The 12,390-nt window shown below is 68.0% G+C and carries 13 protein-coding genes; 6 read left to right on the top strand and 7 right to left on the bottom strand.

What is annotated here, in order from left to right; translation table 11 throughout:
* Window positions 1–11: 11 nt before the first annotated feature.
* Together AC4D16_RS10550 and AC4D16_RS10545 are read right to left on the bottom strand one after the other, a co-directional pair.
* Window positions 12–1,217 carry an amidohydrolase gene (locus AC4D16_RS10550; RefSeq protein ID WP_490950277.1) on the bottom strand — a complete coding sequence of 402 codons (1,206 nt, stop codon included), beginning with the start codon at window positions 1,215–1,217 and terminating at the stop codon, window positions 12–14.
* A gap of 40 nt (window positions 1,218–1,257) precedes the next feature.
* On the bottom strand, window positions 1,258–2,355 hold the full coding sequence (locus AC4D16_RS10545) for a mannose-1-phosphate guanylyltransferase (protein ID WP_490950650.1): 1,098 nt from the start codon (window positions 2,353–2,355) through the stop codon (window positions 1,258–1,260).
* A gap of 387 nt (window positions 2,356–2,742) precedes the next feature.
* Here AC4D16_RS10545 and sdhC point away from each other — a divergent pair, with 387 nt between their 5' ends.
* The 4 genes from sdhC (at window position 2,743) to AC4D16_RS10525 (ending at window position 6,279) form a co-directional block, all read left to right on the top strand.
* The gene (gene sdhC / locus AC4D16_RS10540; protein WP_490950278.1) at window positions 2,743–3,138 is read left to right on the top strand and encodes a succinate dehydrogenase, cytochrome b556 subunit; all 396 of its coding nucleotides are present in this window, start codon (window positions 2,743–2,745) and stop codon (window positions 3,136–3,138) included.
* Between the two features lie 6 nt (window positions 3,139–3,144).
* The gene (locus tag AC4D16_RS10535) at window positions 3,145–3,612 is read left to right on the top strand and encodes a succinate dehydrogenase hydrophobic membrane anchor subunit (RefSeq protein WP_490950279.1); all 468 of its coding nucleotides are present in this window, start codon (window positions 3,145–3,147) and stop codon (window positions 3,610–3,612) included.
* A gap of 100 nt (window positions 3,613–3,712) precedes the next feature.
* Entirely contained in the window at window positions 3,713–5,491 is a 1,779-nt protein-coding gene (gene sdhA / locus AC4D16_RS10530; protein ID WP_490954960.1) for a succinate dehydrogenase flavoprotein subunit, read from the top strand.
* Entirely contained in the window at window positions 5,491–6,279 is a 789-nt protein-coding gene (locus AC4D16_RS10525; RefSeq protein WP_490950281.1) for a succinate dehydrogenase iron-sulfur subunit, read from the top strand. Before sdhA ends, AC4D16_RS10525 begins: the two co-directional genes overlap by 1 nt.
* A 135-nt stretch (window positions 6,280–6,414) precedes the next feature.
* On the opposite strand, the gene AC4D16_RS10520 is transcribed toward AC4D16_RS10525, so the two are convergent.
* From AC4D16_RS10520 to AC4D16_RS10500, 5 genes are all read right to left on the bottom strand, one after another.
* Window positions 6,415–7,503: a YihY/virulence factor BrkB family protein gene (locus AC4D16_RS10520; protein ID WP_490954959.1), complete on the bottom strand. Its 1,089-nt coding sequence runs from the start codon at window positions 7,501–7,503 to the stop codon at window positions 6,415–6,417.
* Window positions 7,466–7,990: a 2'-5' RNA ligase family protein gene (locus AC4D16_RS10515; RefSeq protein WP_490950283.1), complete on the bottom strand. Its 525-nt coding sequence runs from the start codon at window positions 7,988–7,990 to the stop codon at window positions 7,466–7,468. Before AC4D16_RS10515 ends, AC4D16_RS10520 begins: the two co-directional genes overlap by 38 nt.
* Before the next feature lie 69 nt (window positions 7,991–8,059).
* Window positions 8,060–9,127, bottom strand: coding sequence for a tryptophan--tRNA ligase (gene trpS, locus AC4D16_RS10510; RefSeq protein WP_490954958.1), 1,068 nt, complete (start codon window positions 9,125–9,127; stop codon window positions 8,060–8,062).
* A complete protein-coding gene (locus tag AC4D16_RS10505; protein WP_490954957.1) occupies window positions 9,124–9,981 on the bottom strand; it encodes an exodeoxyribonuclease III in 858 nt (285 codons plus the stop codon). The genes trpS and AC4D16_RS10505 overlap by 4 nt, the downstream gene beginning before the upstream one ends.
* Before the next feature lie 48 nt (window positions 9,982–10,029).
* Window positions 10,030–10,512: a hypothetical protein gene (locus AC4D16_RS10500; RefSeq protein ID WP_490954956.1), complete on the bottom strand. Its 483-nt coding sequence runs from the start codon at window positions 10,510–10,512 to the stop codon at window positions 10,030–10,032.
* A gap of 172 nt (window positions 10,513–10,684) precedes the next feature.
* Here AC4D16_RS10500 and AC4D16_RS10495 point away from each other — a divergent pair, with 172 nt between their 5' ends.
* Together AC4D16_RS10495 and AC4D16_RS10490 are read left to right on the top strand one after the other, a co-directional pair.
* On the top strand, window positions 10,685–11,473 hold the full coding sequence (locus tag AC4D16_RS10495) for a GVDTG sorting domain-containing protein (RefSeq protein WP_490954955.1): 789 nt from the start codon (window positions 10,685–10,687) through the stop codon (window positions 11,471–11,473).
* Between the two features lie 15 nt (window positions 11,474–11,488).
* Window positions 11,489–12,178, top strand: a complete 690-nt coding sequence (locus tag AC4D16_RS10490; protein WP_490954954.1) for a class F sortase — start codon at window positions 11,489–11,491, stop codon at window positions 12,176–12,178.
* Window positions 12,179–12,390 lie beyond the last annotated feature (212 nt).

Below are 12,390 nucleotides of genomic sequence, written 5' to 3'. Positions count from 1 at the left end.
TCGCGCACTGCTCAGGCGCCGCCGTCGTACACGGCCTGCAGGGCGGCCGCCGCCATGACCCTGATGCCACACCCGATGGCGCGCTCGTCCGGCAGGTAGTCGCCGCGGTGGAGATCGAAGGTCTCCCCGCCCGGCGTCCGTGTGCCGAGCCGCATCATGGCTCCGGGCACCTCCTGCGTCATCCAGGCGAAGTCCTCCCCGCCCATGGACTGCGGGGTCAGGACGACGGCGCCGCGGCCGAGCTCGGCGCGTGCGGCGGCTTCCAGCAGCCCCGTCTCCGCCTCCTGGTTGACCACCGGAGGCACACCGCGGATGTGCTCGAGCTTGACGTCGACGCCGAACGGCGCCGCGACCTGCCGGACCACGCTGTCGAGGAGTTCGCCCGCGGACTCCCAGGCCTCCCCGTCGAGGCAGCGCAGCGTCCCGGACATGAAGCCGTGAGCGGGGATCGCATTCGGCGCCGACCCTGCGTGGATCTGACCCCAGACCACGGAGACCGCGCTCCGGACGTCGATACGGCGGGAGAGGACGGCCGGGACGTTCACGGCGATCGACGCGAGCGCGAACACGAGGTCCTCGGTGAGATGCGGCCGCGAGGTGTGCCCTCCCCGGCCGGTCAGCTCCACGCGGATGGTGTCGGAGGCGGAGGTGATCGCCCCGATGCGCGTGCCAACCAGACCGACGTCGATGCGGGGATCGCAGTGCAGCGCGAGGATGCGCGGCACGCCCTCGAGCACGCCCTGGGCGATGACGTCGATCGCCCCGCCGGGCATCATCTCCTCGGCGGGCTGGAAGATGATGCGCACGGTGCCGGGCAGGGGGTCCGCCGCGTGGAGTCGGGCGATGACGAGTGCCACGCCGAGCATCACGGTGGCGTGGATGTCATGACCGCAGGCGTGCGTCACGCCGGCGGTCGAGGAGGAGAACGGCAGACCCGTCTCCTCGACGATCGGCAGGGCGTCGATGTCCGCGCGCAGGCCGATGCGCAAGGGCCCGTCCCCGATGTCCACGAAGGCACCCGTGCCCTCGAGCACCTGCGGCTCGAGCCCCGCACGGCGGAGCCGCTCGACGATCAGCGCCGTGGTGCGGTGCTCCTTGTAGGACAGCTCCGGATGGCAATGGATGTCGCGTCGGACCTCCGTCAGCTCGTCGAGGAGAGGATCGAGCTCGGCGCCCACGCGTGTCGGCAGGGGTGTCTGTTGGCTGGGCGTGTCCACTTCTCAAGCCTACCGATCGCAGCAGCGCTGCCCGTCCGCCTCAGAGGACGTCCGTGTCCCCACTCGCCCGCAGGCGCTCGACCGCGGTCTTGACCTCCTGCGCGTGCTCCTTCGTGGTCACGAGCAGGGCGTCCGGCGTGTCCACGATGACGACGTTCTCGATCCCGATGAGCGCGATGACCCGCTTGGTGTCCGAGACGACGATGCCCGAGGCGTTCTCGGAGAAGACCCGGGCCCCCTCCCCCATGACCGTCAGCTCGCTGTTCTCCTCGGCCGGGTTCAGGCGGCCGATGGCCGCGAAGTCACCGACGTCGTCCCAGTTGAACTCGCCCGGGATCATCGCGACGTCGCCCGCGGCGGCCGCGGGCTCGGCGACGGCGTAGTCGATGGCGATCTTCGGGAGGTGCGGCCAGACGCGGCGGGCCACCTCGACCCGCCGGGGGGTGTCCCAGGCGCCGGCGATCTCCATGAGGCCCGCGTAGAGCTCGGGCTCGTTGGCGGACAGGTGCTTGAGCATGAGATCCACGGGCGCCACGAACATGCCGGCGTTCCAGGAGTAGTTGCCGCTCTCGATGTACCCGTCGGCCACCTCCTGCGACGGCTTCTCCACGAACTCGATGACGGCGCGGGCGCTGGGCGCACCCTCGGACGCGAGGGACTCGCCGGCGCGGATGTACCCGAAGCCGGTGGAGGCGTGGGTCGGCTTGATGCCGATCGTGACGATGTATCCCCGGGCGGCGGTGTGGATGGCCTCGCGGACGGCGGCCTGGAAGACCTCCACGGGTGCGATGACCTGGTCCGCGGCGAAGGAGCCCATGATGATGCTCGGGTCCCGCTGGTGCAGGATGGCGGCGGCCAGGCCGATCGCGGCGCCGGAATCCTTCGGCTCCGATTCGAGGACCAGGTTCATGTCCTCGATCTCGGGCAGCTGCGCGAGGACCGCCCGACGGTGCACGATCCCCGTGACCACCATGGTGCGGCCGTCGCACAGGGGGCGGAGCCGGTCGTAGGTCGCCCGGATCAGGGTGCTGCCGGAACCGGTGAGGTCGTGGAGGAACTTCGGAGCGGCCGCCCGCGAGAGGGGCCAGAGCCGTGTCCCGGTGCCTCCGGCGGGGATCACGCCGTGGAAGCGGGCCATCACCGGGTCGCTCGCGGCGTGCGCGGTGGCGTCCGCCGTGGGATCCGTCTCGGTGTCCGCCGGTGCGTCGGGCAGAGGGTCAGGGGTGTGGGCAGCCGCCCGCTCGGTACTCATCCGTTCCACGGTAACGGACGACGTCACGGTATCGCCCTCCGCCGCCTCGGAGGATCACCGCGCTCCCGGTCCCGCACCCAGGCGGCGAGCACGAGGGCGGCGACGGAACCTTCTGCCGCGCGCACGTGTTAACAAGGTCACAGGTGAGGGACCCCTAAATTGAACGGGGAGTGTCACCGCCCTACATTATTCTTACTAGAAGAGTGCTGTCGCACCGGCGTCACCCCTGCGCATCACGCGCGAACGCCCTCGCGATGCAGGGAGGTAATTTCAATGCCGAAGACACTGACTAAATCGCTGGTTCCAGCGGGCACCCTCTACCGCGGCCGCGAAGGTCAATGGTCCTGGGTTGCGCATCGCATCACCGGGGTCGTGATTTTCTTCTTCCTCCTCGTACACGTCCTGGACACCTCGTTGGTCCGCGTGTCCCCCGAGGCCTACGACGCCGTCATCGCGTCCTACAAGAACCCCATCATGGGCCTGGGTGAACTCGGTCTCGTGGCAGCCATCGTGTTCCACGCCTTCAACGGGATCCGCGTCATCCTCGTCGACTTCTGGAAAAAGGGGCCCAGGTACCACCGTCAGATGCTGTGGAGCGTCGTCGGTCTCTGGGCTGTCGTCATGATCGCCTTCTCGATCCGCCATCTCTCGCACGTCTTCGGAGGTTAGAACGCCATGGCTACCCCAACCATCGAGAGCCCGCGCTCGGGTCGAGTGACCCCGGGCTACTCACGCTCCACCGGATCGCGCGGCAACTTCGAGATGATCGCCTGGCTGTTCATGCGGCTCTCCGGCGCCATCCTCGTGGTCCTGATCTTCGTGCACCTCTACGTGAACCTGGTGGCCGGCGACGGCATCAGTGGGATCGACTTCGGTTTCGTCGCGGGTAAGTGGGCGGACCCGGTGTGGCAGATCTGGGACCTCACCATGCTGTGGCTGGCCATGCTGCACGGCACAAACGGCATCCGCGTGATCATCAACGACTACGCCGAGAAGAACAGCACGCGCATGTGGCTCAAGGGAGTCCTGTACACCTCCACGGTGGTCATCGTGGTGCTCGGCACCCTCGTGATCTTCACCTTCGATCCCTGCCCGGTCATCGACGGCGTGGCACACGTCGCGGAGTACTGCCCCGCTCCGTAAGCAGGATCGTCGCCTGCCGCAGGTCGGCAGTTCCCGCATGACAGGCCCGACGGAGCGCCCTCATGCACTCACACCGGTTTCAACAGAAAGAGCGACCAGCATGCAGGTCCACAAGTACGACGTCGTCATCGTCGGAGCGGGCGGCGCAGGGATGCGCGCAGCCATCGAGTCCGGCCAGCGCGCCCGCACCGCCGTCCTGACGAAGCTCTACCCCACGCGGTCGCACACGGGTGCGGCCCAGGGCGGCATGTGCGCCGCCCTCGCCAATGTCGAAGAGGACAACTGGGAGTGGCACACCTTCGACACCGTCAAGGGTGGCGACTACCTCGTCGACCAGGACGCCGCAGAGGTCATGGCGCGGGAGGCGATCGAGGCCGTCCTCGACCTCGAGAAGATGGGGCTGCCCTTCAACCGGACACCCGAGGGCCGGATCGACCAGCGTCGCTTCGGCGGTCACACACGTGACCACGGCAAGGCTCCCGTCCGCAGGTCCTGCTACGCGGCCGACCGCACGGGCCACATGATCCTCCAGACGCTGTACCAGAACTGCGTCAAGCACAACGTCGAGTTCTACAACGAGTACTACGTCCTCGACCTCCTCATGGTCGACGAGGAAGTGGTCGTCGACGGCGAGACGCGGATCCAGAAGCGCGTCGCCGGGGTCGTCTCCTACGACCTCGCATCGGGCGAGCTGCACGTCTTCCAGGCGAAGTCGATCGTCTTCGCCTCGGGCGGCGTCGGCAAGGTCTACAAGACGACCTCCAACGCGCACACCCTCACCGGTGACGGCATGGGCATCGCGTTCCGTCGGGGCATCCCCCTCGAGGACATGGAGTTCTTCCAGTTCCACCCGACCGGACTCGCCGGTCTCGGCATCCTCCTCTCGGAGGCCGCCCGCGGTGAGGGTGCCATCCTCCGCAACTCGGAGGGCGAGCGCTTCATGGAGCGCTACGCACCGACCATCAAGGATCTCGCTCCCCGTGACATCGTGGCGCGGTCCATGGCGAACGAGGTCCGCGAGGGCCGCGGTGCGGGGCCGAACAAGGACTACGTCCTCCTCGACCTCACCCACCTCGAGCCCGCCCACATCGACGCGAAGCTCCCGGACATCACCGAGTTCGCCCGGACGTACCTCGGCGTGGAGCCCTACACCGAACCGGTCCCCGTCTTCCCGACGGCGCACTACGCGATGGGCGGCATCCCCACCAACATCAAGGCCGAGGTCCTCGCGGACAACGACACCGTGGTGCCGGGGCTGTACGCCGCCGGCGAGGTCGCCTGCGTCTCGGTGCACGGATCGAACCGACTCGGCACCAACTCACTGCTGGACATCAATGTGTTCGGCAAGCGCGCCGGCCTGGCTGCCGCGGAGTACGCCCTGACAGCCGACTTCGTGGAGATCCCCGAGAACCCGACCACCGAGACCGAGGAGCTCCTCAACCGGGCCCGCAGCTCGGAGGGCGGCGAGCGCGTGGCCCTCATCCGCAAGGAACTCCAGGACATCATGGACGCCAACGTGCAGGTGTTCCGCACGGAGGAGACCCTCCTCGAGGCGCTGCGCGTGATCGACTCGCTCGAGGAGCGCTACACACGCATCACCGTGCAGGACAAGGGCAAGCGGTTCAACCTCGACCTCCTCGAGGCCGTGGAACTGGGCTTCCTGCTGGACATGGCGAAGGTCATGACGGCAGCTGCACTGCACCGCAAGGAGTCCCGTGGCGGTCACTTCCGGGAGGACTACCCGGAGCGCGACGACGAGAACTTCATGACCCATTCCATGGCCTACAAGGACCCCAGCGCCGTCGAGACGAGCGGTGTGCGCCTTGAGACCAAACCGGTGATCTTCACCCGATACCAGCCCATGGAGCGAAAGTACTGATGAGCACCGAAACGATGGAGAAGGAGCCGGCCTCCAAGGTCGAGCTCGCACCGGGTGTCGGCGGTGGCGGAGAGATCCCCACGTTCGACATCACCCTGAAGGTCCGCCGCTACGACCCCGAGATCTCCGACGAGGCGCGGTGGGACGAGTGGCAGCTGACCATGTACGGCACGGACCGCGTGCTGGACGCCCTGCACAAGGTGAAGTGGGAGCACGACGGTTCGGTGTCGTTCCGACGGTCCTGCGCCCACGGCGTCTGCGGGTCCGATGCCATGCGCATCAACGGCCGCAACCGCCTGGCGTGCAAGACGCTTCTGAAGGACCTCGACACGTCGAAGCCCATCCTCGTCGAGCCCATCAAGGGCCTGCCCGTGGAGAAGGACCTCATCGTCGACATGGAGCCGTTCTTCCAGTCGTACCGCGAGATCATGCCGTTCCTCGTCACGAAGGGCCACGAGCCCACGAAGGAACGGCTGCAGTCCGCCGAGGAGCGCGAGCGCTACGACGACACCACCAAGTGCATTCTCTGCGCGGCGTGCACGTCGTCCTGCCCCGTCTTCTGGACCGACGGTCAGTACTTCGGTCCCGCAGCGATCGTCAACGCACACCGCTTCATCTTCGATTCACGTGATGACGCCGGTGACATGCGCCTCGAGATCCTGAATGACAAGGAAGGCGTGTGGCGCTGCCGCACCACCTTCAACTGCTCCGAGGCCTGCCCTCGCGGTATCCAGGTCACCAAGGCCATCTCCGAGGTCAAGCAGGCCATCCTGACCCGCAGGGTCTGATTCGCACGCAGGGTCAGATCCGGCCGGTAACGCCGGCCGGCACGATGAAGGGCGGTCCGTCACCGACGGGCCGCCCTTCGTCATGTCCGGGTCGGATGCTTCGTCACGTCAGGGGCAGGCGACCGGCCGGAACGATCATCCTTCGGAATCCTGCTTCCGCCGGCTGCGCTGCTGCAGGCTGCCCGTCCTGGCCCCGCGCCGTCGATCCTCCCTGACCTCGCGGTCGGCCGTCCCGATGGCGCACCACGCCGTCGCCAGCAGGTACACCTGGTTCAGGAAGAAGAACCAGATGAAGAGCCCGAGGATCACGGCGAACTGCAGCAGGATGACGTTCCGGCCGAGGCCCGCGAGGAGGAGCGTCGAGAAGGACCGCAGGAGGGTGCTTCCGATACCGGCGATCACAGCTCCCTGCAGGAGCACGGGCCGCGGCATGTCTATGGCGGACGCCGAGCGCAGCAGGACGACGGCGACGAGCGTGTCGAGGACCACCATGACGGCGAACCCCGCCACCTGGGTGAGCCAGCGGCTCGCGTCGGTCAGGTGGAGGAAGGTGAGCACGGCGCCGAGCGTGGTGTTGGCGAGTACACCGACCACCGTGGTCACGAGCATCACCACCGCGAGCAGGGCGAGCGTCCCGAGGTCCTTGAGCTTGATCACCACAGGGAGCCCCACGAGCGGCGGCAGGTCGAAGATCCGCCGCATGGCCTCCCTGATCCCCGCCACCCAGCCGAGGGCCGTGGCGAGGGTCACCACGGCCGACACGAGGAGGGCCAGACCGAACCCGGTGTCGCCGTCGAACAGGACCTCCGGTCGCACGAGCCCCTCCTGATCGCCCTCGGCGATCAGCCCGGGCACGGCCGCGTCAAGGGCGCCGATGACGATGCGCTGGAGCGTCTCGTTGCCGGCGAGCACGAGCCCGAAAATCGCGAAGCCCACGAACAGGAGTGCGGCGATGGTGAAGAAGAGCCGGTAGGCGAGCCCGGCGGCCATCAGGGGGCCGCTCCGCACGAGGTAGAGCTGGAACACCCGGACCGGACGGAGGGTGTTGAACCGCGACAGGGCGAGATCGGTCCGCGCGAGGAACAGCTCCGCTCCCCCGCTGCCGGATCGTCTCAACCGACCGAGCCGCACCTGTGCGTCGATCACCTTGCGGTGGAGCTCGGGCAGGCTGGCGGGTGACGGCTGCTCAGGAACAGGGGGTTTGGGAGCGGTCAGCGATGCCAAAGTGCAGCTCCTCCCGCAACCTCCACAGGCCCGAGGGCAGGTGTTCGTAGAGCCCCATGGCTCCCACCTCGAAGGACGCCTCGAAGTCCCCCAGCTGCTCGAGCGCAGCATCCATCCCGGCGTCCGAGACGTCGTGGGCCACGGTCACGTGGGGGTGGAACGGGAATTCGAGGTCGCGCTCCAGGGGGCCCGTCTGGAGCCGCGTGTGCAGATCCACGCACTCCTCGTAGCCCTCGACGAGGTTCAGGAACACCACCGGTGACACCGGACGGAAGGAACCGGTTCCCCTCAGGGTCACACCGAAGGACTGTTGACCTTGCGCGACCTCCCGCACGTGGTCGATCGTCGCAGTCCAGTCCGTGGCCTGGGTGGTGGTGATCAGGGTGACGTGGGGCGGCACCACGGACGCCATCGGATCACCGAAGGAGGCGCGCCAGGTCACGAGCCTGCCGGCGAGCGGCTCCGGTATCGGGATGGTGATCCCCACGCAGCTCTCCGCCCGCAGTGCGTCCGCAGCGTCTGCAGAGGACGGACGACCGGCGAGGGCACACATGGGTCAGCGAGCTCCGGCGGCGGGCAGGAAGCCCACGCGCGCGTACACGTCGGCGAGTGTGGGTGCTGCCAGCGCCCGTGCCTTCGCGGCTCCCTGGGCCAGCAGCCGGTCGAGCTCCGCCGGATCGGCGAGCAGTTCCTCGGTCCGCGAGCGGATCGGCGCGAGCGCCTCGACCACCACGTCGGCTAGGTCGACCTTCAGATGGCCGTACATGCGGCCGGCGTACTCGGCCTCGAGCTCGGCTACGCTCCGACCCGACAGCAGGGAGAAGATACTGAGCAGGTTCGAGACGCCGGGCTTCTCGGCCCGATCGAAGCGGATCTCGGTACCCGCGTCCGTGACGGCCGACTTGATGCGCTTGGCCGTGACCTTCGGGTCGTCGAGCAGGTTGATCAGGCCTGCGACGGACGGTGCGGACTTGGACATCTTCGCCGTCGGGTTCTGGAGGTCGTAGATCTTCGCCGACTCCTTCTGGATGAAGGGCTCCGGCACCACGAAGGTCTCCCCGAACCGGGCGTTGAAACGCTGTGCGAGGTCCCGGCTCAGCTCCACGTGCTGTCGCTGGTCCTCACCGACCGGGACGCCGTCGGGCCGGTACAGCAGGATGTCCGCGGCCTGCAGGATCGGGTAGGTGAAGAGCCCCACGCTCGCCGCGTCGGTGCCCTGCTTGGACGCCTTGTCCTTGAACTGCGTCATGCGCGAGGCCTCACCGAAGCCGGTGAGGCAGTTGAGGACCCAGGCGAGCTGGGCGTGCTCCGGGACATGCGACTGCACGAACAGTGTTGCGGTGTCCGGATCCACACCGCCTGCGATGTACTGCGCTGCAGTGAGGCGGGAGCGGTGCGCCAGTTCCTGCGGGTCCTGCGGCACCGTGATCGCGTGCAGATCGGGGATGAAGTAGACGGCGTCGAAGGTCTCCTGCAGACGGACCCAGTTGACGAGCGCGCCGAGGTAGTTGCCGAGGTGGAGCGAGCCGGCCGAGGGCTGCATGCCGGACAGGACGCGCTGGCGGGCACCCTGTGCGGCAGGCGCCGCGGAAGAGGTGGTGGGAGCTGCGGTAGGGATGGTCATGGTGCGTCTGCGTCCTCGGGTTGTATCCGGTAGTCGACGACGAGCGGCGCGTGGTCCGAGAACCGCGTGTCCCAGCTCGGCGCCCGGTCGACGTCGGCGCTCACGGCGCTCTCCGCGAGGGCCTGCGTGGCCAGCTGGTAGTCGATGCGCCACCCGGTGTCGTTGTCGAAGGCCTTTCCACGCCAGGACCACCAGGTGTACGGCCCGTCGATCGGCCCGGCGAGGGATCGCGCGACGTCGATGAAGCCGCACTCGTTTGAGAAGAACCTGTCGAAGTACGCGCGTTCCTCGGGCAGGAAGCCGGCGTTCTTCACGTTGCCCTTCCAGTTCCGGATGTCCAGCTCCGTGTGCCCCACGTTCAGGTCACCCATCACGACGGCGTGGTCCGCGCGGTCCCGCAGGTGCGGCAGGCGGGCGGCCATGGCGTCGAGGAACCGGTACTTGTCGTCCTGTTTCTGGGTGCCCACCTCGCCGGAGTGCACGTAGGCGCTGACGACCGAGAGCGCCGTGCCGTGGATCTCGAAGTCGGCCTCGACCCAGCGTCCGGCGGTGTCGAAGTAGGAGTCACCGATGCTGGTCCTCGTGGCGACGGGCTCCTGGCGGGATGCGATGGCTACCCCCGCGCGGCCCTTCGCCTCGGCCTCGGTGTGGAGGATGTGCCAGCCGTCACCGAGCAGGGAGCGGACCACGGCATCGGGCGCACGGACCTCCTGCAGACACAGGATGTCGACGTCGCGCCCGTCCAGCCACTGCTGCATGCCGCGCTTGTAGGCGGCGCGGATGCCGTTGACGTTCACGGAGGCGATGCGCAGGGGCTTCAGCTCTGGGGTGGATGCCGGACTCACTCGATCCACCTTACCCCGCAGTTTTGCGCGCATCACGTCCGCCGGAACGGCCTCCACTCAGTCGACCACGGTGCCTTCGACAGGGCCCTCCGACGAGCCCTTCATCATGGACCGGGCGTTGTGCGAGGTGATCTCGATGGTCTCGAGCGCACGCTCCACCATCCCCTCGTCCTTACCCAGGTACTCCCTGACGACACCCACCTGCACCTGCACGATCTTGAAGCTGTGGTCCAGCTTCAGATCCCGCGAGCGGTCGATCGCGGCTGGTGGCACACTCCCGCGCGCATCGAATCCCCCGTGCGTCTGAAGGCGGGCCGCAGCCTTGCGAGCAGCGGACCGCAGGCTGACCACCACATAGCTGAAGATGAGCAGCCAGCCGAGCGAGATGAGGGCCACGAGCCACCCGATGACGTCGTTCTGGTTGGCCGCGAACACCACGGCCACCAGGAAGACGATCACCATCACGGCCATGCCGGCGGTACCCATGCGCATACTCACGCCCCGGCCCGCGGGCCGTCCGTTGTTCCCGATGCTCTGCATACGGTCATTGTTCCGCATGCGCGCCACGAGCCGCCGAGCTTCCACCGCTGGCGAACTGCCAGCCCCTTCAAAGATTTTTCACATCTTCCCCCATCCGTGATGGGTGTCACCCCGAATCAGGGTTACGCGCGCCCTCTCGGTGCGCTTCACTCGCACTATGGAGGAATACCCCATGAACAAGAAGATGCGTCTCATCGCCGTTCCGGCCCTCGCCCTCGGCGCTGTCGCCATGGCAGGTGCCCCCGCGATGGCCGACCACGCCACAGGCACCTACTCGTCCACGCTGGGCCAGCTGAACGGCACCACGGGCACCGGAACCATCACGGTCGACGTGAAGGGCGCCAGCGCCACCATCAACCTGCAGGTTTCCGGCCTCGCCGAGACCTTCATGGACATGCCGTACCCCCACGTCCAGCACATCCACGGCGGCGCTGCAGGCGTCTGCCCCACCCCCGCCAACGACGCCGATGCCAACGGCATCGTCAGCGTTTCCGAGGGTGCAGCCGGCTACGGAGGAATCCTCACCACGATCACCACCTCCGGTGCAACCACGCCTGCCGAGGGCCTGAACCTCGCTCTCGGTGGCCAGGGTGGAACCTACTCGGTCGAGCGCAAGATCGAGCTCGACCAGGCCACTCAGGACGCCCTCGCCGCCGGCACCGCCGTCGTCGTCGTCCACGGTCTGGATCCCGCAACCACCCCCGCAACGGCTGAGGTCTTCAACAGCCGTAGCGACCTGACCCCCGAGCCCCAGGAGGCGCTGCCCCTCGGCGCCACCTCGCCCGCACTGTGCGGCACGCTCGTGAAGACCCAGATGGGCGAAATGCCGTACGGCGGAGCCGACACCGGTGTTGCCACCGAGTCCTCCAACACCGCAGGCATGATCGCCCTCGGTGGCGGGCTCGTCCTCGCAGCAGCAGCCGGTGGCACCTACGCCGTTCGTCGCCGCGCCAACGCGTAATACCTATCCTTCACTGTGATCGGTAAAGCAATCGGCCACCGCTGGGGCTTCACGGCCCCGGCGGTGGCCGCCCTTTTTCTCCTGACCGGCTGTGGCTCCGGGGACGCCCCTGCCACCACAACCGAGACCTCCGTCAGCGCGGCGCCCACCGTGGCGCCGACGTCGCAGGCTCCTACGCAGGCTCCCGCCGCGCCGTCGTCCCCGCCCGCTGCGGCTCCCGCCCCTGCGGAACCCGCCCAGCCGGCGGTCCTCCCGGCATCGGAACCCGTCACCCTGGAGATTCCGACGATCGGCGTGCGGACGGACCTCCTCAGTCTCGGTCTCCGCGAGAACCGGAGCCTCGAGGTACCGCCGGACGGACCGGGCGCACCGGCGAGCTGGTACAACCAGTCCCCCACCCCGGGTGATCGCGGGCCGGCAGTGATGCTCGGGCACGTGAACGCTACCGATGGCGGCAAGGGCGTCTTCGCCGATCTCCGCGCCCTGAAGGCGGGAGACCGCATCAACGTCATCCGTCAGGACGGCTCGACGGCGGAGTTCGAGTTCCAGCGTGGCGAGCAGTACGAGAAGGACAACTTCCCGACCTTCACGGTCTACGGCAACACCCCGGGCTCGGAACTGCGGCTCATCACATGCGACGGCTACAACCCGGACACGGGCGAGTTCGACGACAACTACGTGGTGTACGCGACACTCGTCATCTGAACGACACGTCCCACGGCCGAGCGGTCCTGACGACACTCGATCCTGACGATGGCATGGTCGGGCACCGGTAGGACCCGCACCGCCGCGACGGGTCACAGCACACGAAGCGACGGCCGGGCCCCAGCCCCGACCGTCGCTTCGTCGTTGCGCGTACCGCCCTGTCCACCAGGACCAGACCGGACAGTAGCCGGCTGTGCGCCTGCGCACGGCGG

This window comes from Arthrobacter sp. TJ-236, from assembly GCF_058269235.1.
This window is presented reverse-complemented; position numbering and strand designations above follow the sequence as displayed.

Excerpts from the sequence above, each read along its gene's own strand:
- AC4D16_RS10495 (WP_490954955.1), top strand. The coding sequence starts at position 10,685 with ATGAACAAGAAGATGCGTCTCATCGCCGTTCCGGCCCTCGCCCTCGGC.
- sdhA (WP_490954960.1), top strand. The coding sequence starts at position 3,713 with ATGCAGGTCCACAAGTACGACGTCGTCATCGTCGGAGCGGGCGGCGCA.
- sdhC (WP_490950278.1), top strand. The coding sequence starts at position 2,743 with ATGCCGAAGACACTGACTAAATCGCTGGTTCCAGCGGGCACCCTCTAC.
- AC4D16_RS10525 (WP_490950281.1), top strand. The coding sequence starts at position 5,491 with ATGAGCACCGAAACGATGGAGAAGGAGCCGGCCTCCAAGGTCGAGCTC.
- AC4D16_RS10535 (WP_490950279.1), top strand. The coding sequence starts at position 3,145 with ATGGCTACCCCAACCATCGAGAGCCCGCGCTCGGGTCGAGTGACCCCG.
- trpS (WP_490954958.1), bottom strand. The coding sequence starts at position 9,127 with ATGACCATCCCTACCGCAGCTCCCACCACCTCTTCCGCGGCGCCTGCC.
- AC4D16_RS10500 (WP_490954956.1), bottom strand. The coding sequence starts at position 10,512 with ATGCAGAGCATCGGGAACAACGGACGGCCCGCGGGCCGGGGCGTGAGT.
- AC4D16_RS10545 (WP_490950650.1), bottom strand. The coding sequence starts at position 2,355 with ATGGCCCGCTTCCACGGCGTGATCCCCGCCGGAGGCACCGGGACACGG.